Origin of the sequence: Chryseobacterium sp. T20, from assembly GCF_047345655.1 — a bacterium.
Classification (GTDB): domain Bacteria; phylum Bacteroidota; class Bacteroidia; order Flavobacteriales; family Weeksellaceae; genus Chryseobacterium.
Window position 1 is genome coordinate 158,330 of sequence record NZ_JBLFDU010000012.1, and the last position, 26,176, is coordinate 184,505.

Below are 26,176 nucleotides of genomic sequence, written 5' to 3' on the forward strand. Positions count from 1 at the left end.
TAATTTTTAGTAATTAAATCTTTAATTTACTCCTCCAATCTTACGTCTAATCCAAGACCTTGTAACTCGTGAAGTAATACGTTGAATGATTCCGGAATACCTGGTTCAGGCATAGATTCACCTTTTGCAATTGCTTCATAAGTTTTTGCTCTACCAATCACGTCATCCGACTTCACAGTAAGGATCTCTCTAAGGATGTTAGATGCACCGAATGCTTCAAGTGCCCAAACCTCCATCTCTCCGAATCTCTGACCTCCGAACTGAGCTTTACCTCCTAACGGCTGCTGAGTAATCAATGAGTAAGGACCAATAGAACGTGCGTGCATCTTATCATCTACCATGTGTCCTAGTTTCAACATGTAAATGATACCTACTGTTGCAGCCTGAGTAAATCTTTCTCCGGTACCACCATCATAAAGGTGAGTGTGACCGAATTTAGGAAGACCTGCTTTCTCAGTATATTCAGTAATCTGATCAAGACTTGCTCCATCAAAGATTGGTGTAGCGAACTTCAATCCTAATTTTCTACCAGCCCATCCAAGAACGGTTTCGTAGATCTGACCAATGTTCATACGAGAAGGTACCCCTAGTGGATTCAATACGATATCTACTGGTGTTCCGTCTTCAAGGAATGGCATATCTTCTTCACGAACGATTCTTGAAACGATACCTTTGTTACCGTGACGTCCTGCCATTTTATCTCCTACATTCAGTTTACGTTTCTTAGCGATGTAAACTTTAGCCAACTTCATAATACCTGCTGGAAGCTCATCTCCGATTGAAATTGCAAATTTCTCACGGTTTTTAACTCCCTGGATGTCGTTATATTTGATTTTGTAATTGTGAATCAATTGTTTGATCAATTCATTCTTGTCAGCGTCTACTGTCCAGTCTGAACCGCTAACGTTTACATAATCTTCAACTGAAGTTAATAACTTGTGAGTGAATTTCACACCTTTACCGATGATCTCTTCGTCTAGGTCATTTTGTACCCCTTGAGAAGTTTTACCGCTTACCAGTGTGTTTAATTTTTCAATTAAAGTATTTCTCAACTCGTCAAACTTAGCCTTGTAAGTGTTTTCAATTTCTTCAAGTTTAAGTTTTTCTTCAGTTCTTTTCTTTTTGTCTTTAATATTTCTGGAGAACAATTTCTTGTTGATAACAACTCCTCTTAATGAAGAGTCAGCTTTCAATGAAGCATCCTTCACATCACCAGCTTTATCACCGAAGATTGCTCTAAGAAGTTTTTCTTCAGGAGTCGGGTCAGATTCACCTTTTGGAGTAATTTTACCAATCATGATATCTCCAGGCTTCACTTCAGCACCGATTCTGATCATACCGTTCTCGTCAAGATCTTTAGTAGCTTCTTCAGATACATTTGGAATATCTGCTGTAAGCTCTTCCATACCTAATTTGGTATCACGAACTTCAAGAGAATATTCATCAACGTGGATTGAAGTAAACCAGTCTTCACGAACAACTTTTTCGTTGATTACGATTGCATCCTCGAAGTTGTACCCTTTCCAAGGCATGAACGCTACCACTAAGTTTCTACCAAGAGCTAATTCTCCTTTTTCAGTAGCATAACCATCGCAAAGTACCTGTCCTTTTTCCACTACATCACCTACTCTTACGTTTGGTCTTAGGGTAATGGTTGTACTCTGGTTAGTTTTTCTAAACTTAGTAAGGTTGTATGTTTTAGTAGCAGACTCAAATTGTACTAAATCTTCGTCTTCGCTTCTTTCATATTTAATAACGATTCTGTCAGCATCTACGTACTGTACTGTACCTGTACCTTCAGCGTTAATTAAAATTCTTGAATCTCTTGCAACTTGCTGCTCAAGCCCTGTACCCACGATTGGAGCCTGTGGCTTCAATAGAGGAACGGCCTGACGCATCATGTTAGATCCCATCAATGCACGGTTCGCATCATCATGCTCAAGGAACGGAATTAATGAAGCAGAAATACCAGAGATCTGGTTTGGTGCAACATCAATAAGGTTAACCTGAGATGGCTCCACTACAGGGTAGTCACCATCTAATCTTGCAATAATTCTATCTGTTAAGAAATCACCGTTATCGCTCAATTCAACGTTTGCCTGAGCAATTACTTTGTCTTCTTCGTCTTCTGCATTAAGGTAAATAGGATCAGCGTTAAGATTAATCTTGCTGTCTTCTACTTTTCTATATGGAGTTTCGATGAAACCTAGTCTGTTGATTTTAGCATAAATACCAAGGGATGAAATCAAACCGATGTTTGGTCCTTCCGGAGTTTCAATCGGGCAAATTCTTCCGTAGTGAGTATGGTGAACGTCTCGAACCTCGAAACCTGCTCTTTCTCTTGATAAACCACCAGGCCCTAGTGCAGATAATCTTCTCTTGTGAGTAATTTCTGATAGAGGGTTGGTTTGGTCCATGAACTGAGAAAGCTGGTTGGTACCAAAGAATGAGTTAATTACAGATGTTAATGTCTTAGCATTTACAAGGTCAAGTGGAGTAAAGATTTCGTTATCTCTAACGTTCATTCTTTCCTTGATTGTTCTTGCAATTCTTGAAAGACCTACTCCGAACTGTCCAGCTAATTGCTCACCAACAGTTTTAATTCTTCTGTTTGATAAGTGGTCAATATCATCAACCTCAGCTTTAGAGTTTACAAGCTCGATTAAGTGTCTTACAATCGCAATGATATCTTCTTTTGTAAGAACCTCAGTTGTCGTTGGAATATTAAGACCTAACTTTTTGTTCAATCTGTAACGTCCTACTTCACCTAATGAATATCTTTGCTCAGAGAAGAATAATTTTTCAATGATTCCTCTTGCAGTTTCCTCATCTGGTGGATCTGCATTTCTTAACTGACGATAAATATACTCTACCGCTTCTTTTTCAGAGTTAGTAGGGTCTTTTTGTAATGTATTCTGGATGATAGAGAATTCGTTGCTGTTTTCTTTGTGAATCAGGATTGATTTCACACCAGCATCAAGAATAAGATCTAAGTGTTCTTTTTCAAGAATGGTTTCTCTATCCAGGATGATTTCGTTTCTTTCGATAGAAACTACTTCACCTGTATCTTCGTCTACGAAATCTTCGAACCAAGTGTTCAATACTCTCGCAGCCAATGTTCTCCCTTCTACTTTTTTAAGGGCAGCTTTAGAAACTTTCACTTCTTCAGCAAGGTCGAAGATCTGAAGGATATCCTTGTCAGATTCATAACCGATCGCTCTTAATAGAGTTGTTAATGGTAATTTTTTCTTACGGTCGATATACGCGTACATTACGCTGTTGATATCTGTTGTAAATTCCATCCAAGATCCTTTGAAAGGGATAATTCTTGAATAGTAAAGTTTGGTTCCGTTTGCGTGGTAAGTTTGTCCGAAGAATACACCAGGTGAACGGTGAAGCTGCGTAACGATAACTCTTTCAGCACCATTGATGATAAAAGAACCACTTGGCGTCATATAAGGAACCGGACCTAAGTATACGTCCTGAACCACTGTTTGGAAATCTTCGTGTTCCGGGTCAGTACAATACAATTTAAGTCTAGCTTTTAGAGGAACTGAATAAGTAAGTCCTCTTTCCACACACTCATCGATTGAATAACGTGGAGAATCTACCAGATAGTCTAAGAATTCTAATACGAATTGGTTTCTTGAATCCGTAATTGGGAAATTCTCTTGGAAAGTCTTGTAAAGAGCTTCTGTCTTTCTGGCTTCAGGAAGTGTATCAAGCTGGAAAAATTCTCTGAAAGACTCAATTTGGATATCCAAAAAGTCTGGAGTGATGATTTTTCCTTTCGCTGATGAGAAATTAATTCTCGGATTTCCTTGAGTTGTTGATTTTGTTTTACTCATAAAACTTTTAAGAAAGGGTTAAAAAATATTTTGATTCATTAAAAAATATCAGAAAAGAACAAGAAACAAGATAAAAGTAAAAGGTAAAAGTGTTTTTGGCGCTCACAAAGGACCTTAAGCTCTTTTAAACTTTGTATACAGTTCTTTCTAACTGCAACGCTGGTATATCTTTTCACAGCGTAATGCAAAATATTTTTATTACTTTTGAGGCAGTATTACCGCAGTATTTATATACACGAAATCCCTTCCATGTTTTACACAATGAAAGAGTTGATTTTCAGTATTTTATAAATTTACAAACAATTTTTCGCGCCAAAAGAGGGGCAAAGATACAAAAAGTTATCCACAATAACAAATAAAACCTCTCATTTTGAGACTCTTAAAACAAGAGAGGCTGCCCAAATATGAGCAACCCCTCCACAACACAAGCTAATCCTATGATTATTTCACAATAACCCTATAAGATTTTATTTTTGATTTAGTTTCTATTTTAATAATATACACTCCTGTAGGAAGTGAAGAAGTATCAATACCTGTATGGGCATTAAAATGATCTGCTTTAACAACCTGTCCCTGTGCAGAGAACAAAGTATACACTCCTTCTTCCTCTGATATAATTCTAAGGTTTTCTCCTGCTTTTACAGGATTCGGATATACTTTTGCATCATTTGCTGCTTCGATAATTTCTGCGGAAGTAGTTTTTGCCGCATTAGATACATTTTTCAATAATGAAGCATAAGGTGAAAGCGGGGAATCCGGAGAACCTCTTTTTACAAGATCCGTATCTACTACAGCCTGAATTCCGTCTTTGTCTTTATCATTAATGGTAGAAATGAATCCTCCTCCTAATGTATCAAGATTTGCTTTTCCGATCTTATAAAGGTCAGGTTCTGAACCATCGGAAGTTATATCCAGAAAGTCCGGTTTATCATCTCCGTCTGTATTTTTGATTGGATATTTCAATACGCCTGAATCAGGTGAAGTTTCCAGAATATCTGCAATTCCGTTTTTACCTACCGGAACATTCGCATCAATGATACCATTATGATCAGAATCAATCTGATTGATGACAGAGTTCGGAATTCCAGATTCAAATAAATCCAGGATACCATCATTATCAGAATCAAGATCAAGATAATTAGGAACAGAGTCCCCCAATACAGGTGTCAGCAGAATATCTCCTTCGTTACCATCATCCTGGAACTTGCCGTTTTTATCAAAATCTTCTACTGCATCAGGAATTCCGTCATTATCAGAATCCAGATCACAGGCATCTACAATTCCGTCACCATCTGTATCGAGTGCAGGAGATTTGTCATTTACGGCTGTACATACTTCTGCACAGTCAGGAATTCCGTTTCCGTTATTATCTATGCTGTCATCTCCTCCCTGGCATTGATCAAAACAGTTCGGGACTCCATCATTATCATCATCTCTGCTTGCAAAAGCATTGTAGATATAATAGTTTTGAGGAATACGAATAGCCGTTCCGCTGTTGAAAGTGATTTTAATACGGTTAAAAGGTTTTGTTGATTTCCCTCCAACATAGAATTTATTGGAATTCGTTGTGAAGAAATTTCCGCTGATAAGACTTCCTGAACTCGTAAAAGTATCTGTCAAAGTATTTCCGTTGTACAATGTCACAGTGATATTTTCCAAAACACTCACTCCAAGAAGGTTTCCTGCTTTTTCTACCGTAAATCCAGCCATTGTATTGGCAGGAAGCACTGCATTAGTTCCTACTGTAGCAAATGCTGAGAAAAGGCTGAATATAGAGGCAGCCGGAACAGTAGCCGTGGCATAATTGGAAGGATTATTATCTACAATCGCTTCAGGACTGGTCATTTTAGCTAAAATAAGACCAAGGAACCCTGGTCCGGAAGTCCATGGAGTTCCTGTAACCAAATTTCCAGGTACTGATGAACCACTGGTCTGGATTTTATCATCACAATCACAAGTAACAGGTTCTTCGAAAGCATAATATACTTTCAATGCTCCTAAATTAAATCCTAGGGTCTGAGTCACTTTTAATCTTACTTCATTGAAAGGTTTAGTAGTCGTTAAGGTAACTTTTTGTTTTCCTGAGCCATAACCTAATACTTTGATATTAATTAAGCCTCCTCCGTCGGACAACTGTTTTGAATCCTGAAGCTGGCCAAAAAGATAAGTTTCTATGGTAATATTTTTTAAAAACTCTGCACTTAACAGTTTACCCTGATCATCCGGTTCTATTACAAAACCTGTTCTGTTTCCTGCAGGGTATGTCTGGTTTTTGTCTAAAACGCCTACCGAATAAGAGCCCAATAATCCTACTGGCAGAACAATTGATCCATAAGAATTTTTGTTCCCGTCTCCTATTTTTTCTTTATTCTGAACATAGGAAAGTGGAGCCAGAAAACTGCTGCTTCCGGATACATTTCCATCCACACCGCTTCCCGCAATGATATCATCACAAATACCATTATTATCCGTAGGCACTTTTGTCGGATCAAATGCAAATGCATAATACACATTCATTGCACTGAATATGGAAAGAACATTGGTCTGATATAACCTTACTTCATCAAATTCTTTTGAAGTTTTGAAATGAAGAAATATTCTGTTTTTACTTCCCCCGAATGCAGGTACTGACAAAAGCGTACTGCTGGTAGTCGTTTCCTGAAGAACCCCATTTTTATAAGTACTGATTCTTAAAGAGCTCAAAAGATCAACCGTGATAAAACTTGTTCCAAGATCTACATTGAAACCGGTAATATATCCCGCAGGATAAGTTGTATTTTTATTTTTTACAGAGATTCCGTTTCCACTTAAAAGAGAAGCGAAATTACCCATACTTACACTATTATCAAGACTGGCATCCACTACGGGATTCATACTTCCGTTATAACAGGCAAGACATATCCCTGAATTATTGACTGGTTTTGCCTCTACACCCATTCCACGGATTGGTTCATAGCCCTGCTGTGCCAATACTCCTGCAGACACCATCAATGTCATGAGCAGCGCAGCTAACTTTTCGAATAATTTTCTGGTCATTTTTTATTTTTTTTAGGTTTGTGTTTTTATTGAATTAGTAAAGCGCCTTCCAGTTGGAACCGTTACAGCCTTCATGAACTTTAGCGGTTGTATTATATCGGATTGCGCCTTCTTCAGCTGTTGTACATGCCGCATTGGCACCGGAAGCAATTCCTTTCATCTGAAGAGCTGCCCCTGTAGAAGTAGCCGCTGTAGGAGCCATATTAATTCCCAGTATGGTATCTGTTCCGTTTCCTTTATTGAGGAAAACATGTTCCTTATTGGCATACACCATTTGTCCCGCAGCAGCCTGACCTGAAAATCCTATAGCAAAAGCTTCCGTACCTGTTGCTGTATTTGCCGAACCAACAGCTATATTGTTTAATGAGGTGGTATTTCCGCTTCCAATGGCAATCCCGCCATTGTTATTGTGATTATTTCCGATTGTCAGCCCTGTGAGTCCTGTTACTGTATTCAGATTTCCAAAGACAAGGTTATTAGCGCCTGTTGCTGTATTATTATTTCCTATTACTTTAGCTCCATTATTGGCGGCATTGTTTAATCCAATTGCTACAGCCGGAAAATTTCCTTGTGCAGAAACGGTATTATCTTTTCCCAGGGCAATATTGGAGGAAGTACTGTTTGTAAGGGTATTGTTTGATCCCCATGTCAATGAAGCATAAGGACCTGATGCAGAATTAGCATTTCCTCCCTGCAAGGTGCCATTAATATCCAGGATTCCTTTTACATTTTTCTGAGTTGCCAAAACCAAGTTCTGACCGTCATTAGTTCCCAGGTAATTTCCAGTTCCAATGTCTGTTCCCAAGACTGCAGTACTTGCTGTTGTACCTGTATTTCCTACTAGCCGCCAGTTAACGCTTAAGCCACTCCATTTTGAACCGTCAAAATAATAGTAGCCCGATGAAACAACATCCACAGTTTGTCCCGTGGGGGTAGTCTCAGCTGCTGTAACATATACGATTGCTCCGGTTTGGGCTACAGTATAGTTTTTAGCTTTTAATTGTATTCCTGTAAGTCTTGGGGCAATCACTCCGTCGAGTTTGCCTGGATTGGAAGGTGATCCTACGATATCAAAAGTTGCCTGTGGTTGATTAATATTAATCCCTACCTGAGCGAATATTGGAAAACTTACTGATAACAGAGCGATGGTTAATAATTTGTTTTTCATTTCTAATGATGTTTGCTGTTTTTATGTAAATGTGTTTTTTTGAAAGGGCAATTCTCAGGCATTCTCATCTAAATCATAAATGAAATAACAGCTTATGCTGTAAGAAGGCGCTTAAAATTGTAAGGAATGTTATAGAATAAGGGAAAGAATCGGTTTATCAGGAATTTTGATGATAAATTTAAAACCGTCAACCAGTTTAATGGAATTGCTGTAGAACTTTTTAACGTCTTTAAATATCGGGCAAACGTTCTCCCTATATTGCTGACATGAATAGTTCCATTTATTTGATAGGGCTACAAGTTTTATAGTATTAAAGATAGGGAGTTTATATTGGGAATCTTCGCCATAAAATATATGAGTTTGCTTTTGATGAGCAGAAAGATTTTCTGAAACAGACCCATCATTTTTGGTTTCAGAACACAGATGAACAGAAACATCAGCGAAGTAACCCTGCAGATGATTTTTAATATCTGTACAATATGATAACTCAGGTTTTGTTCTCATTACAGATATCAACTTAGTGTTTAATTTTCCTACAGCCGCCAGAAGCAACAAAAGTGTAATCTTATGGCCGTAGGAAAGAAAATAATTTCTATCCAATTATATTGTGTTTTTTCGGTACAAATATAATATTTTTTCAACCAAAACAATATTTTATTAATAAAAATTCACACAAAATAAACAATATTCAAAATACTACTAAAATATTATGTTAATTATTAAATAATATTCAATCGTAAAAAGATATATTAAAATTAGAAATAATAATATTAAAATACTGTTACAAAATAAGAATCACATTTACAAAGACTTACATACAAAAAAAGCCCGGGCAAATGCCCGGGCTTCTATATTTATAATAAAATTGAAATTATTTCAATTCTACTTCAGCACCAGCTTCTTCTAATTGCTTCTTAAGAGCTTCAGCTTCGTCTTTAGAAACACCTTGCTTAATTGCAGCAGGAGCTCCGTCTACGATATCTTTAGCTTCTTTAAGACCAGCACCAGTTAAATCTTTTACTAATTTAACGATAGCTAATTTAGAAGCACCTGCAGACTTAAGAATTACGTCGAATTCAGTCTTTTCTTCAGCAGCTTCACCAGCAGGACCAGCCATTACTACTGCAGCAGCAGCAGGCTCAATTCCGTACTCATCCTTAAGGATAGCAGCTAATTCGTTTACGTCTTTTACAGTTAGGTTTACTAGCGTTTCAGCTAAATTTTTTAAATCTGACATTGTTGTAATGTTTTTGTTGATTATTTATTTAATTTTTTGAGTGTAATTATTCAGCACTTGTTTCTTCAGTGCTTTCTGCAGCAGCTTCTGGAGCTTCAGCAGCAGGAGTTTCTTCTACTACAGGAGCAGCTTCTTCAGCTTGAGCTTCTACAGTTTCAGATTTGTTTTGAAGAGCAGAAACAACTCTCTGGATTGGAGACTGAAGTAATCCGATGATTTCACCGATCATTTCTTCTCTAGACTTGATGTTAGCCAACATATCTAGGTTATTGTCACCAACGTAGAAAGTTTCTTGAACAAAAGCAGACTTTAAAGCTGGCTTTTCTTCTTTCTTTCTGAATCCTTGGATCAATTTCGCAGGAGCGTTTGCTGTTTCAGCAATCATTAACGCTGAGTTTCCTTTGAAAGATGGGAACATTTCAGAGTAATCTACTCCATCAATTTGCTCCATTGCTTTTTGTAAAAGTGTATTTTTTACAACTTTCACTTTGATATTTTGCTTGAAAGCCTGTCTTCTGAAATCTGAAGATTTACCAGCGTTCAAACCTTCTAAATCTGCTACGTATACTACTTTTGCATCCTGAAGCAAATCTTTGATCTCTTGTATTGCTACAACTTTTTGGTCTTTTGTCATTGTCTTAAGGATTATTATTAGTTAACAGATTTAGTATCAATTGCAATACCTGGGCTCATTGTAGAAGACAAATAGATGCTCTTCACATAAGTTCCTTTAGCAGCAGTTGGTTTCATTTTGATCAATGTCTGGATTAATTCCTGAGCATTTTCTTTGATCTTAGCAGCATCGAAAGATACTTTACCAATACCAGCATGGATAATACCATACTTGTCTACTTTGAAATCAATTTTACCTGCTTTAACTTCAGTTACTGCTTTACCAATTTCCATTGTTACAGTTCCTGATTTAGGGTTTGGCATTAAACCTCTTGGACCTAATACTCTACCTAATGGACCTAATTTACCCATTACAGCTGGCATAGTAACGATAACGTCAACATCTGTCCAACCTTCTTTGATTTTTTGTAAATATTCGTCAAGACCTACATAGTCAGCACCAGCAGCTTTAGCTTCTGCTTCTTTATCTGGAGTTACAAGAGCTAATACTTTAACATCTTTACCAGTACCGTGAGGAAGAGATACAACACCTCTTACCATTTGGTTTGCTTTTCTTGGGTCTACACCTAATCTTACAGCGATATCTACTGAAGCATCAAACTTTGTAGTGTTCACTTCTTTTACAAGAGCTGAACCTTCTTCAAGGTTATAGATTCTTCCTTTTTCTACTTTGCTTAAAGCTTCCTTTTGCTTTTTAGTTAATTTTGCCATTTCTTTAAGTTTTAAGCGTTAGTTGGTTTAGTTCCTGTTACTCTTAATCCCATAGATCTAGCAGTACCTGCAACCATAGAAAGAGCAGAGTCCATTGTAAAACAGTTAAGATCCGCCATTTTATCTTCAGCGATTTTCTTTACTTGTTCCCAAGTTACAGAACCTACTTTGTTTCTGTTTGGTTCACCAGAACCTCCCTTGATCTTAGCTGCATCCATTAACTGGATCGCTGCAGGTGGAGTTTTAATAACGAATTCAAAAGATTTGTCTTCGTATACTGTAATAACTACAGGTAAAACTTGCCCTGGCTTATCTTGGGTTCTTCCGTTAAATTGCTTACAAAACTCCATGATGTTCACACCTGCAGAACCCAATGCTGGACCTACTGGTGGAGAAGGGTTAGCTGCGCCACCTTTCACCTGAAGCTTTACCATTTTAAAGACTTTCTTAGCCATTGTTTGTTTTTTAAATTTGAATAATTAATGAGTTTGGAAGCATTTATTATTCAGTAGGTTATGCACTCACATAACAATAAACCTACTTTTTGGACTGCAAAAGTATAAAATATTTTTGAAATAGCAAACGGAAATTGCTGATTTTTAAAAAGTTTTAGAAAAATAAATCTTTGCTCATTATTGTATAATTTAAAATACAGCCAGAAAAATAAAAAACGGTTATTTGTATTAAATAACCGTTTTAAAATATTTTTAAAAGGAAAGACTGATTAAAAACCGGAAGGTTTATTAATTGTTTTTGTAGAACCGTCATTCCCTCCAAGATCATCATTGATGTCGTTTATATTTTGTTTTTCAATCAATCTTCTGTAGGCCATCAGGTAAAGATCAACCGTAAAGTTGTTATAAGTTCTTGACGGTGTAGTGGTATTGGTAGCAATCATTCTGCTATCTGTAAATCTTGCTCTTACGTGCCATGTTCCGTTACTTTTGAAGGCTACTACATCCGGAGATCCCTGCTTATTGTCATTCACACCATTGTCTCCGTAATCAAGCATTACGCTGGTATTTCCATCATTCAGCTTAAATGAATAGTTATGAAGTATAACCAAAAAGTTGGTGGCATCAATTTTAGTATCATAATCCGTAATTCCTGTCCCAGGTACACCAGTAAGAGTAAGCTTAAGGTAATTGAACAGTCCGCTGCTTTCCAGGGCAGGATCATACAACTGTAAAGCATTCTGTGAAGTTGCTAAAAAGCTACCTCCTGTCATGGTAGGCTCTCCCGGATTTCTCAAGTACAGAGAATTCGTATATGTTTTTCCATTAACATCAAGTGTTTCTGTAGGGTTTGCTGTATTTACCCCTACTTTTCCTTTCTGGGCATTCAAAAATATCCCAAGGCACATGATTATTGTGATATAAATTTTTCTTTTCATAGTTTTTTTATTGAAGCCCTACAGGCGTGTTGGTTGATACTCCCGAATATCCCGGTGAAGCAGATGCTGAAACAGAACCGTTAAAAGTTCCCCAGTCTTTTACTAATGATTTTTCAAATACATTTAGAGTAAGTGTCCAGGTTCCATTGATGGAGGAAACAGTTCCGGCTCCTTTAAAAGCCAAATTAATAGCATGGTATTTTTTACCTCCACTGGTTACCTGTGTAATTTCAGTTGCGTAGGAACCATACGATTTTGGGCTGGTGGTGGTATTCGCTGCCGAAACCGCTCCTGTAAAAACAGCACCTGTAATAGCCACCACATATTTACTCGCATCTAATCCTGTATTGAGATTTACCACTTCATCCTGTCTCACATTTTTCAATACAACATTATACATATTTACAGGTGCTACATTACGGAGCGATATATCCAGCAGTTTTACCTTACCTACCGGTGAAGTATCTTTTGATCGGGTAAGAAGAAGATAATTTCCGCCTGCCTTTGTATTTTCAGTATCTATTAAATAGGATTCTACTAATGTTTCACCTTCAACGTCCAACGTTCCTTTAGGTGTTGTAGTATTGATTCCTACTTGTGCATTTATGCTTAAAGCAGCAAAACCCGTAAAGAGTATCGCAATAATTTTTTTCATAGAGTTTATGTTTTTATTGAATTAATGGAGCTGTTGCAGCACCAGTAGCTGCCCCACTAAGGCTTTGTGTTGAATTAAAATCTTTGGCATACGATCTGTCAAACACCAATAAGTTCAGTGTCCAGACACCTGTAGGAAAAGAATTATCAGGGGCGAATCCCTGGTAATCTGCCTTAAGCTTCCATGTTCCTCCTGAAGAGTAGGCAAAAATCTGGGGCATTGGTGTAAGCCAGTCTGCAGAATACGTTCTTGTAGGCTGTGTAAATCCAAAGGAAGAGATTACTACCAAAAACTTGCTGGAATTAATCTTTGTGTCAAATTGATTCACCCAATCCTTGTCTGTAGGATCACAGGTAATTTTGAACTGAATAAGATTAATAGGTGCCGGTGAATTAGGTACAAAAGAATCATTGTACGCTGTAATTTTGTTTTCCGGAGCCGGAGACTTAATAATGAAAGTGTAATTCTCGTCCGCTTTCAGTTTCTCCAGAGGTTGCTTGAAAACAATTCCTGATGTCTTCATTGTACCATTCACGGTAAGCTCCTTTTCCGGTGTCGCAGTATTGATACCAACCTGCGCACTCATGAGTACGGATGTACCCACCAGAGTGATCATCGAAATAATTCTTGTCATTGGGTTATGTGTTTATATAAGACTTGTGTTTTGTTTAGCTAATCCAGATTTTATATTTATTTAAATAACATATATTGTTTATACCTCTGTAACCAGGGTATGAAATAAAAAAATATAAAATTTTGTGGATTAGTTAACAGCTTGGTTGCAAGAAGTATGCCATCTGAAGGTGAATTAAGCAATTAAAAAAAACTCAATGCTTAAAAAGAAAATATGATCACTGAATGGTGATAATTAAATTAAAGCAAAGTACATTATAGAAGTAACCAACAGAGTTGTGAAATTTGAGAATCAATAAAATAATTTCAATAAACTTAAAAAAACTCTAACAATAGGGAAAAAATATAAAAACTAAGTTTCAATATTTCATTATGAATCAATAGGATTACAGAACTACTTAATAATAAAGAATAAGCAATTCATCAACAAAAAATAAATTTGAAAAGAGTATATATGAGAAAAGACCGCTTTAAAAGCAGTCTTTTTATATTTTATAAGTAATGTATTATACTTTTTCTACTTGCATGTAGCTTAATTCCATTGGAGTTTTTCTACCGAAGATCAATACAGAAACTTCAATTTTCTTTTTGTCTTCAAGAATCTTCTCAACTGTACCATTGAATCCGTTGAAAGGTCCGTCGATTACTTTAACGTTTTCACCTACTACATAAGGAATTTCAACATCGCTTGCGAATTCTGAAAGTTCATCCATTCTTCCAAGCATTCTGTTAACCTCTGATTTTCTCATTGGAACAGGATCTCCTCCTTTTGTTAAACTCAAGAAAGAAATAACTCCTGGGATATTTTTAATAACGTGAGGAATCTCTCCCATCAGGTCAGCTTCAATCATCAAGTAGCCAGGATAGTAAGGTCTCTCTTTAGGAACTTTTTTACCGTTTCTAATTTGGATTACCTTTTCCATAGGAATAACCACTTGAGTAACGTACTGCTCAAACCCTAGACGTTTGATTTCTGTCTCAATATAGTTTTTCACTTTATTTTCCTGTCCGCTGATTGCTTTCAGCACATACCATTTCAATTCGCTCATTATGGAAAATACTTAATTATTAATTGAACAAGTTGATTAGCATTCCTATTATGTTGCTGATTGCTTTTGAAAACAATTCATCAACTCCAAAGGTAAATAAAGCCAGAATAACTGTCGCAATAGTCACTACAATTGTAGAAGACTGAAGGTCAGCCCATTTTGGCCATTCAACTTTATGTCTGAATTCGTTATAAGAACCTTTTAAAAAATCGACAAATGAACTCATAATTTATATTTGCACGGGCACAAGGATTCGAACCCTGATCAACGGTTTTGGAGACCGGTATCCTACCATTGGACGATGCCCGTAGTTAAAAAAAGCTCCGTAAAGAGTGTTCCTTACGGAAGCTTTTTATATTGTGTTAGATGTGAATTAGTCGATGATTTCAGTTACCTGACCTGCACCTACTGTTCTACCACCTTCTCTGATCGCGAATCTAAGACCCTCGTTAAGAGCGATTGGCTGAAGTAATTCAACAGTGATTGTTAAGTTATCACCAGGCATTACCATTTCTACACCTTCTGGTAAGAAGATCTCACCTGTAACGTCAGTAGTTCTTACGTAGAACTGAGGACGGTACTTGTTGTGGAATGGAGTGTGACGTCCACCTTCTTCTTTAGAAAGGATATAAACCTCAGCTTTGAATTTTTTGTGTGGCTTAACTGAATCTTTCTTAGCGATAACCATACCTCTCTTGATGTCAGTTTTTTCAATACCTCTCAACAATAGACCTACGTTATCACCAGCTTCACCTCTGTCTAGGATTTTTCTGAACATCTCAACTCCTGTAATAGTAGAAGTTAATTTTTCATCACCCATACCTACGATATCAACTGGATCACCAGTGTTGATAACACCAGCCTCGATTCTACCAGTTGCTACAGTACCTCTACCTGTAATAGAGAATACGTCTTCGATTGGCATCAAGAATGGCTTATCCTGATCTCTAACAGGCTGCTCGATCCATGTATCAACTGCCTCCATTAATTCTTCAACAGTCTTAACCCACTTCTCGTCTCCGTTAAGAGCACCAAGAGCAGATCCTTGGATCACTGGAGAGTTATCTCCGTCATATTCGTAAGTAGATAATAAATCTCTAAGTTCAAGTTCAACAAGCTCTAAAAGCTCAGCATCATCCACCATGTCAACTTTGTTCATGAAAACAACGATTCTTGGTACGTTTACCTGACGGCAAAGTAGGATGTGCTCTCTAGTTTGAGGCATTGGTCCATCAGTTGCAGCACATACTAAGATCGCCCCATCCATCTGAGCAGCACCAGTTACCATGTTCTTAACATAGTCGGCGTGACCTGGACAGTCAACGTGTGCATAGTGTCTGTTTTCAGTTTCGTACTCGATGTGAGCTGTATTAATAGTGATACCTCTTTCTTTTTCTTCTGGAGCAGAGTCAATAGCAGAGAAGTCTTTTTTCTCAGCAAGACCTTTGTTCGCTAATACACTACTGATAGCTGCAGTAAGTGTAGTTTTACCATGGTCAACGTGACCAATAGTACCAATGTTCAAGTGTGGTTTGTTACGATTAAACGTTTCCTTTGCCATGATTTAAAATTATTTATTTATTGTTTTTCAAATTTTCGGTGTGCAAATATAATGAATTTTTAAATACCAAAAACTTTTTATTAAAAAAACTTTCAATATTCTCATCCAGTGAAGGACAAACCTTATATTTAACGTATTGAGACTGCAAATTTACACATTTTTCCGAATAGAAAAAATCCTTAGAAACGTTTTATTAAAAATATAAACTATCTCGTTAATTATGAACAGGATATACAGACAAAAAAAATATTGATCGTTACCTGTATCCATAAATCCCAGTGCAGTTTTTTCTCGTACATATAAAGATAACAACTAAAATTAATATTATGAGAAAACTATTACACATGTATTTAGCCTTGTTTGCTATTACAACATTATTTTCATGTGATCATTCAGATGAAAACAGTATGTCAGAAAATATACCTCAAGGTCCGGATCTTATGGTATATGGAATTACAGCAATGAACGAACTTGTTTATTTTAATACCAACAACCCCAAAATGTTTACTTCAAAAACAGCTGTAACCGGTGTTGCCTCAGGAGAAAAATTATTAAGTATAGACTTCAGACCTGCGACAGGAGAATTGTATGCATTATCCAATGCCAGCAAATTATATATCATCAATACCTCCAATGCTTCAGCAAGAACAGTAAGCTCAACAGCATTTACACCTATGATCTCCGGAACAATAGCTTCTATTGATTTCAATCCTACCGTTGACAGAATTCGTCTGGTGAGTAATTCGGGACAAAATCTGCGTTTACATCCGGAAACCGGAGTTGTTGCCGCTACTGATATTACTATTAATGGAACAGGAAGCCCTTCAATAACAGGATTGGCCTATACCAACAGTAAAGCAGGAGCTGCTACAACAATCTTATATGATATTGATCCCATGCTGGGAAAATTATACAAACAGGATCCTCCCAACAATGGAACTTTGGTAGAGGTTGGAAGTCTTGGAACTACTTTTACAGGACAGGCAGCTTTTGATATCAAATATGATAACAGTACTGCTCTCTTAGCTTTCAATGACAAACTGCATATTCTTGATCTGAATAATGGAAAAGCAACCTCTATAGGAACTCTTCAACAAGGAATCATTGATATTGCCATTCCTACAGAACCGGTAGCTTATGCCATTGACAATTCGAATAATCTTCAGATTTTCAATCCGAATAGTCCAATGCCTGTTTCCAAGACTGTGGCAGGACTACAAAGTGGTGAAAATATTTTAGGAATTGATTTCCGTCCTGCTAACGGACAATTGTATGCTTTGGGAAGCTCAAGCAGAATTTATACAATTAACCTGGGAACAGGTGCTGCTACTGCTGTGGGAGCCACTCCTTTTGTCACTCTGCTTTCCGGAACTGATTTTGGATTTGATTTTAATCCAACTGTTGACAGAATAAGGGTAGTAAGCAATACAGGACAGAATCTCCGACTCAATCCTAACGATGGAACAATTGCTGCTGCAGATCTTGCATTAAATCCGGGAAGCCCAATGATAAGTGCAGCTGCCTATACCAACAATTTTGCAGGAGCTACTACAACAACCCTGTTTGTCATTGATCATAATACGGATAAATTATATCAGCAAAACCCACCCAATAACGGGACTTTAGTTGAGACAGGTTCTTTAGGAATCAATATTACCAGTGCTAATGGTTTTGACATCGGAAGCATGAGCCAAAAAGCTTATTTAATGGCTACAGTAGGTTCATCCACAAAAATTTATACTGTTAATACAATGACAGGAGCTGCTACTTCTGTTTCCGACTATCCCAATACTGTAAAAGCTTTTGCAGTGGGATTAGGATTTTAAACTCATCCTTTTTTATTTCAATAATGGAGAAGCGCGGAAAACTTTGTTTTCCGCGCTTCTAACTAATATATAAATGAAAGATTAATTAAATCTGACTGAGCTTTTTTGTTCTGTTGAAGATCCAGAAGATAATCGGGAAAATAAGCAACGTAAGCACTGTAGCGGTAATCAGTCCTCCGATAATGACAATAGCCAAAGGTTTCTGAGACTCCGATCCGATTCCTGTAGACAAGGCTGCCGGCATCAATCCGATGGAAGCCATAAGCGCTGTCATAATCACAGGTCGGGTTCTGGATTTCACTCCATTTAAGATGGCGGTGTCTATATCCATTCCATCTTTAACATTCTGATGGAACTCGGTGATGAGAATAACGCCGTTCTGAATACAAATTCCCAGAAGGGCAATCATCCCTACTCCGGCAGAGATTCCAAAATTGATTCCGGTAACATGTAAAGCAATAATTCCTCCAATCAAAGCAAAAGGTACGTTCGCTAACACCAAAAGAGAATCTTTCATATTTCCAAACAGAATAAACAACAGGAAGAAAATCATCAGAATACTCACGGGTACTACCTGTGCTAACCTATGTGAGGCACGCTGCTGGTTTTCAAACTGACCTGTCCACCCTACAGAATAGCCATCCGGAAGTTCAATGGTTTCCACTTTTTTCTGAGCATCAGCAATAGTACTTCCCAAATCTCTGTCACGAATGGAGAATTTAACCCCTATATATCGTTTGATATTGTCTCTGTAGATAAATGCAGCTCCGTTATCTTTAACAATGGTACTTATTTCTTTTAACGGAATTTTTGCTCCATCCTGTGTAGGCACCATCAAAGCAGCAATGTCGTTTTCATTGGTTCTGTATTCCTGAGAATAACGAAGACGGATCGGGAATTTTCTTTCCCCGTCAAACATTTCAGAGGCTGTTTTTCCTCCAAAAGCCATTTCCAGCACAGCTTGGGCATCCGCAGGCATTACTCCATAAGCAGCCATCTTATCTCTATCCAAAACTACACTTACTTCCGGCTGCCCAATATTTTTAATAATTCCCGGATCTTTTACTCCTTTCACATCTTTAATCTTCAGTAAGACTTCATGGGCTAATTTATCCAAGGTTTCCAGGTTATCACCGTAGATTTTGATTCCGTTTTCAGCTTTAAAACCTGCTACAGCTTCTGCTACGTTATCGGAAATCGGCTGAGAATAGTTGAAGGTAATTCCCTGATAACTTCTAAGTTTTTTGTCTATTTCATTGATCAGTTCGTCATAAGTAATCTTACGCTTCCATTCTTCTCTTGGCTTAAGGTTTACTGCAAACTGTACAAATCCAAACCCGTTGGGATCAGTTCCGTCATTACTCCTTCCCGTCTGTGCAAGAACATCTGTCACTTCGGAAAAGCTCATGATGTCTTTCTTTAAAAGATCTGCTGTTTTCAGAGATTCTTTTAAGGAGGAGCTCATCGGCATTTCTGCAGTGATCCACAATGAACCTTCATTCAACTGAGGAAGGAATTCTGTTCCTAAAAACTTTCCTGAAAACAAAGTAACTGCCAAGAAAGAGATCGCTACGATCATACTCATTTTTTTGTGCTTGAATGTTAAATTAAAGCCTTTCAAAACGATTCTGTCCCAGAAATTAACAAATGGGTTATTTTTTTCTCTTACATTTTTATTTAAAAGAATATGGGAAAGAACAGGAACTAATGTTAATGTAAATATCAACGCTCCCATTAATGCAAATCCTAATGTAAATGCCAGAGGAGAGAACATTTTTCCTTCTACTTTCTGAAATGAGAAAATAGGAATCAGAGAGGTGATGATAATTAATTTCGAAAAGAAGATTGCTTTTCCTAATCCGGTTCCGGTCTGCTTAATCCATCCTCCTTTGGCGAGTTTATTAAACTTCTCCATTCCGTACCGTTTCGCTTTATGATCGAGCATTACGAAAAGACCTTCCACCATGACGACTGCTCCGTCTATGATAATCCCGAAGTCAACCGCTCCTAATGAAAGCAGGTTGGCACTCATTCCCGCCAGTTTTAAACATAAAAATGCAAACAACAAGGACAGAGGAATGATGATGGAAACAATCAGGGTTGTTCTCCAGTCCGCCATAAAGATTAAAACAATTACCGTTACCAATACAATTCCTTCAATAAGGTTATGCATTACAGTATGCGTAGTGAAATCCATCAGATTGTCGCGGTCGTAGAAAGTGACCATTTTCACATCTTTCGGAAGTACTTTTTCATTAAGTTCTTTAATCTTTGCTTTCACTCCTACCAGAACTTCCCTTGGATTTTCTCCTTTTCTCATCACAACGATTCCTTCTACTGTATCGTCATGATGATTCAAAGCAGCCTGTCCTACTCTAGGCATAGAGCTTTCATGAACTTCTGCTACATTTTTTACCAAAACAGGGTTTCCACTGTCATTTTGAATAGTAATATTTCCGATATCTGCCACAGATTTTACCAAACCAATACCTCTTACCACATAAGCCTGACCATTTTTTTCAATGACATCCCCTCCTACATTCAGATTACTCTTGGTAACGGCATCATATACCTGAAGCGGAGTCAAGTTATATTTATCCAATGCTCTCGGATCAATACTGAGTTCAAAAACTTTATCCTGTCCTCCGAAAACGTTGATATCCGCTACTCCGGGAACTCCTCTTAAGGCACGATCTATCACCCAGTTTTGCAGAGTAAGCAGTGTTCGGGAGTCTTTTGTTTTACTTTCCAGCGTATATCTGAAAATCTCACCGGTTGGCCCGTAGGGTGGCTGTACTTCAGGGTCTACCTCATCAGGAAGGCTAATGGTTCTTAACTGGTTATTGACCTGATTTCTGGCAAAAGTATCGTCCACCCCGTCGTCAAACAGAATTTTAACAATAGAAAGCCCAAACATCGTGGTACTTCTTACACTTGTTTTTTTCTGAACCGGGCTCATCGCCAATTCGATGGGTGTCGTGACAAAACGTTCTACTTCTTCTGCACTACGTCCATTCCATTGGGTGATGATTACAATCTGGGTATTGGTTACATCCGGAAAAGCTTCAATAGGCATGTTTTTGAAACTTATAAAACCGGAGATGGCTAAAATCGCTACCCAGATAAAGGTAAATACTTTATTTTTTAATGAAAAAGCGATTATATTTTTTATGAATTTATTCATGATAGATACATTGATGACCTAAAAAAGCCGTTAAAGAAAAATGCAAACATTCTTAATGGTTTAATAAGACTAGCTGTTCAGCGATCGGTATATCAGCAGCTGATTGTTGGTGATCACTTCTTCTCCTTCTTTCAGACCGTCTGCAATATAGGTGACATCACCCACCTGCTTTAATACTTTGATTTCTCTGATCTTTACATCTGTTCTGGATTTAAAAATCACCACAAAGCTTTTATTATCATCAAAGATCACAGCTTTGGATGGAACGGTAAGTGTAGAGTTGCTTTCCAGACTGGAAACTTTTATTGTGGCTTTACTATCCGGAATCAACAGTCCATTGGCATTATCCAGGACTACTCTTGCCTGCATGGCGTTGGTCTGCGGGTCAATAATTTTGAATATTTTATCAATCTTTCCATCGAAAAACTTATCCGGATAAGAAAGCGTAGAAACCTGAGCCTTCATTCCAAGACTGATTTTATCTATATCAGATTCATTGACATTCATGATCGCCCATACATTGGTGGTATTGGCCACATCAAAAATATTATCACTTCTGTCACTTCTCAACTGCATATCTTTATTGATACTTTTCTGAACAATATAACCGCTGATAGGTGCTACAACACTGTATATATTTCCGGTCTTCACATTATAAACCGTACTTACCGCTGCGGCTCTCTGTAACTGGTCTTCTGCTTTTTGTAACTGGCTTTTAGCTTCCAGGACATCTCTTTCTGTATTAAGCTTTCCTTCGTAGAGCTCTTTTGCTACACGGAGATTATTTTTGGCCACTACAAGATCTGTTTTTGCATCACTTACATCCTTTTGAATTTCTGCCAGCTCTGTACTCCTGATGGTTGCCAATACCTGCCCTTTTTTCACATAGTCACCTAATTCTACATTGACACTCATTACATTTCCTCCTACCAAAGGGTAAACATCTATATAACTGTTTTTATCTGCTGAGATTTTTCCGTAAAAGCTGTATTCATCTTCTATATTCTTTTTTTCAACTTTTGCCAGAGAAATAGAATTCAGCATCGTGTTGCTTAGTTCAAATCCTTTTTTGGCGTGAACATTTTTCTCTTCCTCTTTTTTGGAACAGCCCATTAATGAAAGGACCATCAATGCGGGGATAATATATGTTTTCATCATTTTAATAGAAGATTTTCGTTTGTACTAGTTGATTAAGTTGCTCTGCGGACTGCATGATTTCATTTTTCATATCGTAAATCTGCAGGGCTGTCTCCCTGTAGCTGTCCATAAAGTCTGTGAATTCAATCAGGTTGACATTTCCTTTTCTGAAATTGTTCAGCATTCCGTTATAAACAAGTTCCATGTTCTGAAGATCTGTCGTTTTCACATCCAGAAGCTGGTCATATTGTGCTTTCCAGGTTTTATAGGCGGACTGAACTTTAGTTTCCAGAGTTAGTTTTTGAAAGTCTGCATTTTTCTGATTCTGCTGAATGGCATAGTTTGCTTTTACAACATTTCCCTGATTGGCTTTCCATAGTGGCAAAGGAATCCCCAAGGTTAGATTCGCTTCGTTATTAAAGGTTCCGCCTGCCTGGTCCCATGCAGCGCCTACTGTAACATCCGGTACATTCAATGATTTCTGCCATTGTGCATACAACTTACTGTTATCAATAAGTTTCAAATTATATCGGTAATCTGCATTATTTTCCAGGGCTTTGCTTTTCAGTTCTTCTTCATCACCGAAAGGCTGTGCTACCAGAGCTTCTTTAGCTTCGGTTTCAGACATCGTGGGCTCTATTTCTTCGGTAACTCCTGTCAGAACTTTCAGATTCTGTTCAAAATCAAGAATATTTTTATTGATCTCCAGTTTATCATGATTCAGCTGGATTACAATACTCTGCAGTCTTACAGCGTCTTTAAGGGAAACATTTCCTTTTGCAGACTGCACACGATAGGCATTTAAAAGATCATTCATATACCCTAGCTGCCTGTTGGTATTCTCCAGCTTTAGTTTTTCGTAATAAAGATTGAAATAGGTAGAACGGAGCTGAGATCTTAAATCTACCAGCAATTGTGAAAATTGGAGTTGAGCAAGTTCTTTATTAGATCTGGCAAAAGCGATTTCGTTTTTCTTTTTGCCCCCCATGTAGATCAATTGTGTAATACCTGCTCCTTTAGAATGTCCTACATCAAAAAACTTCTTGTCCTGAGGATTATAAGCATTGAACTGCCCGCTTAATTGAGGTAACTCCCAGATTTTAGCCTGCAGAATATCCGCATCAGCCATATTAATGTTGTACTGTTCGGCGAGCAGCTGGAGGTTGTTCTTCTGGAAAGCTTCTTCGCATTCCAAAAGAGACATCTGCTGTTGTGCTGCCATGAATGAGGAAACGGCGAGGCACAGCACTGCAATTCTGTTCATTATTTTTCTTTTTAAATTACAAAATTGCTTTGATGCTATTAAAAGAAACTTAAATGACGCTTAAAAAAATATTAAAATAGGCATGAACAGGCTATTTATACAATAATCCACCAGACAAAAACAGTGAATTTTTCTCCAACTATTGAATTTTTATTAAAAAATTTAATCGGGAGTTTAACAAAAAAGCAACTGTTTTCGTATCAGTTGCTTTTCATTTTATTTTTTAAAAAATAAGGTAAACTTATTCATATACTCTTCAGGTGAAGAGTATATAATATCCGCATCATGATATTCCAGAATCCTTTTGACGATTCTAAGACCTAATCCTGACCCTGCTATATTCTGTGCGTTATTACCTCTCGTGAAAGCTTCAAACAGTTTAGTCTGCTCATCTTCAGAAATAGTATTACCATGGGAAATAACTTCGATGGAAAGATTATCATTGGTTTCAGTAATCAGAACATTCACTTCTGTATTATCTGAATACACCGCTGCATTTTTGAACAGATTGATAAATACGATTACCAACAGGGATTGAATTCCTTTTATAGTCAGAAAAGCATTTTCAGAACTGTCTTCATTGATCAGGAAATCCAGCTTAAGTTGTGGGTAACTTTTTTCCACAGCTTCAAAAGCTTCAAAAATAACTTCGTCAATCCTTACTTCCTCATAAATACTCTGGATATTTTCTTTATCAAACTTGGTAAGCAGTAAAAGTGAATTTGTCAGATCCGACAGCTGGTATACATCTCTCTGGATTTGTTTTAAAGAAGACAGAGTTTCCGGAGAATGCTCTTCAAACTTAATAAGGTTTTCCAGCTGAAATGCCATTCTTGTTATAGGAGTTCTTATCTCATGCGAAGCACTGGCCGTAAAATCTTTTTGTGACTGAAATACATCATCCAACCTCCCAATCATTGTATTAAAAGATTTAGCAAGAACACTTACTTCATCATTGGATTGCTCTACCGGAATCTGTGTGGTGAGTTTATGAGCCGTAACTTCAGAGATTTCTTTATTCAGATCTTCCAAAGGACGAAGGAACTTTTCCACAAAATAATAGCTGAAGAAACCAATAAGCATGGTGCTCATCACATACGCTGTGATCAAAAGATATTTAAGATATCCTAACTTCGATTTACCATTGGTATCAAAGGCACTGGTAAGAATATAATAATTTTCACCGTTGATATTCCTGAGGGCTGCATAAATTTCCGGAACGGTTTTTTCGGTATAGATAATCTTCTTTTTATCCAGCTCTTTAAGCATTGCACTGTCCCAGATGACATTCCGGTCTTTGATCGTACTGTAGATCAATTCTTTTTTCTCATTGAAAATTAAAATCTTTTCATTCAAAAGAATGTTATCTGAATTTTCATTGAAAAAAACGGGTGCTTCTTCTTCAAAGTCTTTAGATTTTGAAATAAAATGAGAAGTAAACTCAAGTCTCTGCCTGAATCTTTCTTTAAACTCATCTCTCCTAAAATCATTAAAAGATAAATAAATGACCGCCATCACCATTCCAAATAATAATGAAAAGGCAATACTTATCGTTAAAGCGATCTTTCTTTTTAAAGACATTTATAATGGACTTAGGTAGTATCCGAAACCTGAACGGGTATGGATCAGTTTTATTTTAAAATCTTTATCAATCTTCTTCCTCAGGAAATTGATATAAACTTCTACGGTGTTAGTATTCGTGTTAAAATTGTGTTCCCATACATGTTCTGTGATCTGTTGCTTGGAAACCGTTCTTCCCTGCGCTTCTGCAAGATAAACCAATAATTGGAATTCTTTTAGGGTAAGGGTTATTTCATTTCCCCCACGATAAACCTTCTGCTCTGTTTTGTTGATAATAAGGTCATCAATTCTTAGAATATCCTGATCGGCATTATCAGAAGGGGCTTTTCTTCTTAACAGTGAATTGATTCTTAACAGAAGTTCCTCAAACTGGAATGGCTTCACAAGATAATCATCAGCCAGCCTGGTGAAGGCATCTTTTTTATCCGAGATATCCCCATAGGCAGAAATGATAATGATAGGAGTATTTTTGTCAAAAGAACGGATGGTCTGACAGACATCAAGCCCATTTATCTTAGGAACGTTAATGTCTAGTAAATACAGATCATAAGTACTATTTTTTATCTGACGAAGAAAAGTCTCCCCATCATAGATCTTATCACAGTTAAAATTATTTGATTCTAAAAATCTGCACAATTCTGCAGACAGAATGAGATCATCTTCCAGTAAAAGAATATTCATCAAAAATTTATTTTACACGAATTTAAAGAAAATTTTATGATTGTGATTCTAAAGATGAAGTAAAAGTTTTCATGATAACACTATCAGCAAGAAATGAATCTGAAAAAAGATTAAAGAAGGAAATAATTTCAGGGTTTATCTAAGCAGATGTTTAACTGTAAAATGATCAGATAATAAAACTAAATTCTTTAGGGCATAAAAAAATCCCGAAGAGATTCGGGAAAATCGAGAGCCAACTACGGGACTTGAACCCGTGACCTCTTCCTTACCAAGGAAGCACTCTACCGCTGAGCTAAGTCGGCATCAACTAAAAAAATCACACTAAGTAGCATGATTTTTTGTTGAGCGGAAGACGGGGGTCGAACCCGCGACATTCAGCTTGGAAGGCTGACGCTCTACCAACTGAGCTACTTCCGCAATTTTGTTTCCAAAACTATTGGTAAACGCTGTGCAAAACTAAGAAAATTTATTTAATCTTGCAAGTTTTTTTATAATATAAAATGTGGGGAGAGCAGGATTCGAACCTACGAAGCCGAAGCAACTGAGTTACAGTCAGTCCCATTTAGCCACTCTGGAATC

At 37.2% G+C, this 26,176-nt stretch carries 20 protein-coding genes and 3 tRNA genes; 1 reads left to right on the plus strand and 22 read right to left on the minus strand.

What is annotated here, in order from left to right; translation table 11 throughout:
- Positions 1-26: 26 nt before the first annotated feature.
- The 15 genes from rpoB to tuf all read right to left on the minus strand — a co-directional run bounded on the left by rpoB (position 27) and on the right by tuf (position 15,924).
- A complete protein-coding gene (gene rpoB / locus ACMA47_RS21470; protein WP_079243259.1) occupies positions 27-3,848 on the minus strand; it encodes a DNA-directed RNA polymerase subunit beta in 3,822 nt (1,273 codons plus the stop codon).
- Positions 3,849-4,289: 441 nt separating this feature from the next.
- Positions 4,290-6,884, minus strand: coding sequence for a T9SS type A sorting domain-containing protein (locus tag ACMA47_RS21475; RefSeq protein ID WP_413931425.1), 2,595 nt, complete (start codon positions 6,882-6,884; stop codon positions 4,290-4,292).
- 34 nt (positions 6,885-6,918) lie between these two features.
- Positions 6,919-8,052: a hypothetical protein gene (locus ACMA47_RS21480; protein WP_413931426.1), complete on the minus strand. Its 1,134-nt coding sequence runs from the start codon at positions 8,050-8,052 to the stop codon at positions 6,919-6,921.
- A gap of 129 nt (positions 8,053-8,181) precedes the next feature.
- Positions 8,182-8,652 (minus strand): hypothetical protein, encoded by a 471-nt coding sequence (locus ACMA47_RS21485; protein WP_413931427.1) that lies wholly within the window; start codon positions 8,650-8,652, stop codon positions 8,182-8,184.
- Between the two features lie 271 nt (positions 8,653-8,923).
- Complete coding sequence (gene rplL, locus ACMA47_RS21490) at positions 8,924-9,289, minus strand: 50S ribosomal protein L7/L12 (protein WP_034693192.1); 366 nt, start codon at positions 9,287-9,289, stop codon at positions 8,924-8,926.
- Positions 9,290-9,335: 46 nt separating this feature from the next.
- Positions 9,336-9,923: a 50S ribosomal protein L10 gene (rplJ, locus tag ACMA47_RS21495; RefSeq protein ID WP_034693190.1), complete on the minus strand. Its 588-nt coding sequence runs from the start codon at positions 9,921-9,923 to the stop codon at positions 9,336-9,338.
- A 17-nt stretch (positions 9,924-9,940) separates the two neighbouring features.
- Positions 9,941-10,633: a 50S ribosomal protein L1 gene (rplA, locus tag ACMA47_RS21500; RefSeq protein WP_002976422.1), complete on the minus strand. Its 693-nt coding sequence runs from the start codon at positions 10,631-10,633 to the stop codon at positions 9,941-9,943.
- Positions 10,634-10,644: 11 nt separating this feature from the next.
- Complete coding sequence (rplK, locus tag ACMA47_RS21505; RefSeq protein WP_047435399.1) at positions 10,645-11,088, minus strand: 50S ribosomal protein L11; 444 nt, start codon at positions 11,086-11,088, stop codon at positions 10,645-10,647.
- A gap of 269 nt (positions 11,089-11,357) precedes the next feature.
- A complete protein-coding gene (locus ACMA47_RS21510; RefSeq protein WP_413931428.1) occupies positions 11,358-12,026 on the minus strand; it encodes a hypothetical protein in 669 nt (222 codons plus the stop codon).
- A 7-nt stretch (positions 12,027-12,033) separates the two neighbouring features.
- Positions 12,034-12,681, minus strand: a complete 648-nt coding sequence (locus ACMA47_RS21515; protein ID WP_413931429.1) for a hypothetical protein — start codon at positions 12,679-12,681, stop codon at positions 12,034-12,036.
- 13 nt (positions 12,682-12,694) lie between these two features.
- Positions 12,695-13,315, minus strand: coding sequence for a hypothetical protein (locus ACMA47_RS21520; protein ID WP_413931430.1), 621 nt, complete (start codon positions 13,313-13,315; stop codon positions 12,695-12,697).
- A gap of 505 nt (positions 13,316-13,820) precedes the next feature.
- On the minus strand, positions 13,821-14,363 hold the full coding sequence (gene nusG, locus ACMA47_RS21525; protein WP_002976412.1) for a transcription termination/antitermination protein NusG: 543 nt from the start codon (positions 14,361-14,363) through the stop codon (positions 13,821-13,823).
- A gap of 19 nt (positions 14,364-14,382) precedes the next feature.
- A complete protein-coding gene (gene secE, locus ACMA47_RS21530; protein WP_002976410.1) occupies positions 14,383-14,589 on the minus strand; it encodes a preprotein translocase subunit SecE in 207 nt (68 codons plus the stop codon).
- 12 nt (positions 14,590-14,601) lie between these two features.
- Positions 14,602-14,672 (minus strand) — tRNA-Trp (locus tag ACMA47_RS21535).
- A gap of 64 nt (positions 14,673-14,736) precedes the next feature.
- Positions 14,737-15,924, minus strand: coding sequence for an elongation factor Tu (gene tuf, locus ACMA47_RS21540; RefSeq protein WP_413931431.1), 1,188 nt, complete (start codon positions 15,922-15,924; stop codon positions 14,737-14,739).
- Between the two features lie 326 nt (positions 15,925-16,250).
- Between tuf and ACMA47_RS21545 the strand changes: the two genes are divergently transcribed.
- Positions 16,251-17,750, plus strand: a complete 1,500-nt coding sequence (locus tag ACMA47_RS21545) for a DUF4394 domain-containing protein (RefSeq protein WP_413931432.1) — start codon at positions 16,251-16,253, stop codon at positions 17,748-17,750.
- Positions 17,751-17,835: 85 nt separating this feature from the next.
- Here ACMA47_RS21545 and ACMA47_RS21550 read toward each other — a convergent pair whose 3' ends face one another.
- The 7 genes from ACMA47_RS21550 to ACMA47_RS21580 all read right to left on the minus strand — a co-directional run bounded on the left by ACMA47_RS21550 (position 17,836) and on the right by ACMA47_RS21580 (position 26,014).
- On the minus strand, positions 17,836-20,934 hold the full coding sequence (locus ACMA47_RS21550) for an efflux RND transporter permease subunit (RefSeq protein WP_413931433.1): 3,099 nt from the start codon (positions 20,932-20,934) through the stop codon (positions 17,836-17,838).
- A gap of 69 nt (positions 20,935-21,003) precedes the next feature.
- Positions 21,004-22,089, minus strand: a complete 1,086-nt coding sequence (locus tag ACMA47_RS21555) for an efflux RND transporter periplasmic adaptor subunit (RefSeq protein ID WP_413931437.1) — start codon at positions 22,087-22,089, stop codon at positions 21,004-21,006.
- Positions 22,090-22,093: 4 nt separating this feature from the next.
- On the minus strand, positions 22,094-23,335 hold the full coding sequence (locus ACMA47_RS21560; RefSeq protein WP_413931434.1) for a TolC family protein: 1,242 nt from the start codon (positions 23,333-23,335) through the stop codon (positions 22,094-22,096).
- A gap of 216 nt (positions 23,336-23,551) precedes the next feature.
- Positions 23,552-24,916, minus strand: coding sequence for an ATP-binding protein (locus tag ACMA47_RS21565; RefSeq protein WP_413931435.1), 1,365 nt, complete (start codon positions 24,914-24,916; stop codon positions 23,552-23,554).
- Positions 24,917-25,597 carry a response regulator transcription factor gene (locus ACMA47_RS21570; protein ID WP_413931436.1) on the minus strand — a complete coding sequence of 227 codons (681 nt, stop codon included), beginning with the start codon at positions 25,595-25,597 and terminating at the stop codon, positions 24,917-24,919.
- Between the two features lie 230 nt (positions 25,598-25,827).
- A tRNA-Thr gene (locus tag ACMA47_RS21575) sits at positions 25,828-25,899 on the minus strand.
- A 42-nt stretch (positions 25,900-25,941) separates the two neighbouring features.
- Positions 25,942-26,014: transfer RNA gene (locus ACMA47_RS21580), tRNA-Gly, on the minus strand.
- Between the last annotated feature and the right edge of the window lie 162 nt (positions 26,015-26,176).

What these genes read in the sequence shown, in the direction of transcription:
- ACMA47_RS21550 (WP_413931433.1), bottom strand. Translation starts at nt 20,934, where the DNA reads ATGAATAAATTCATAAAAAATATAATCGCTTTTTCATTAAAAAATAAA.
- rplA (WP_002976422.1), bottom strand. Translation starts at nt 10,633, where the DNA reads ATGGCAAAATTAACTAAAAAGCAAAAGGAAGCTTTAAGCAAAGTAGAA.
- ACMA47_RS21545 (WP_413931432.1), top strand. Translation starts at nt 16,251, where the DNA reads ATGAGAAAACTATTACACATGTATTTAGCCTTGTTTGCTATTACAACA.
- rplL (WP_034693192.1), bottom strand. Translation starts at nt 9,289, where the DNA reads ATGTCAGATTTAAAAAATTTAGCTGAAACGCTAGTAAACCTAACTGTA.
- nusG (WP_002976412.1), bottom strand. Translation starts at nt 14,363, where the DNA reads ATGAGCGAATTGAAATGGTATGTGCTGAAAGCAATCAGCGGACAGGAA.
- tuf (WP_413931431.1), bottom strand. Translation starts at nt 15,924, where the DNA reads ATGGCAAAGGAAACGTTTAATCGTAACAAACCACACTTGAACATTGGT.
- ACMA47_RS21515 (WP_413931429.1), bottom strand. Translation starts at nt 12,681, where the DNA reads ATGAAAAAAATTATTGCGATACTCTTTACGGGTTTTGCTGCTTTAAGC.
- ACMA47_RS21475 (WP_413931425.1), bottom strand. Translation starts at nt 6,884, where the DNA reads ATGACCAGAAAATTATTCGAAAAGTTAGCTGCGCTGCTCATGACATTG.
- rplK (WP_047435399.1), bottom strand. Translation starts at nt 11,088, where the DNA reads ATGGCTAAGAAAGTCTTTAAAATGGTAAAGCTTCAGGTGAAAGGTGGC.
- ACMA47_RS21520 (WP_413931430.1), bottom strand. Translation starts at nt 13,315, where the DNA reads ATGACAAGAATTATTTCGATGATCACTCTGGTGGGTACATCCGTACTC.
- ACMA47_RS21555 (WP_413931437.1), bottom strand. Translation starts at nt 22,089, where the DNA reads ATGAAAACATATATTATCCCCGCATTGATGGTCCTTTCATTAATGGGC.
- rplJ (WP_034693190.1), bottom strand. Translation starts at nt 9,923, where the DNA reads ATGACAAAAGACCAAAAAGTTGTAGCAATACAAGAGATCAAAGATTTG.
- ACMA47_RS21565 (WP_413931435.1), bottom strand. Translation starts at nt 24,916, where the DNA reads ATGTCTTTAAAAAGAAAGATCGCTTTAACGATAAGTATTGCCTTTTCA.
- rpoB (WP_079243259.1), bottom strand. Translation starts at nt 3,848, where the DNA reads ATGAGTAAAACAAAATCAACAACTCAAGGAAATCCGAGAATTAATTTC.
- ACMA47_RS21560 (WP_413931434.1), bottom strand. Translation starts at nt 23,335, where the DNA reads ATGAACAGAATTGCAGTGCTGTGCCTCGCCGTTTCCTCATTCATGGCA.
- ACMA47_RS21510 (WP_413931428.1), bottom strand. Translation starts at nt 12,026, where the DNA reads ATGAAAAGAAAAATTTATATCACAATAATCATGTGCCTTGGGATATTT.
- ACMA47_RS21480 (WP_413931426.1), bottom strand. Translation starts at nt 8,052, where the DNA reads ATGAAAAACAAATTATTAACCATCGCTCTGTTATCAGTAAGTTTTCCA.
- secE (WP_002976410.1), bottom strand. Translation starts at nt 14,589, where the DNA reads ATGAGTTCATTTGTCGATTTTTTAAAAGGTTCTTATAACGAATTCAGA.
- ACMA47_RS21570 (WP_413931436.1), bottom strand. Translation starts at nt 25,597, where the DNA reads ATGAATATTCTTTTACTGGAAGATGATCTCATTCTGTCTGCAGAATTG.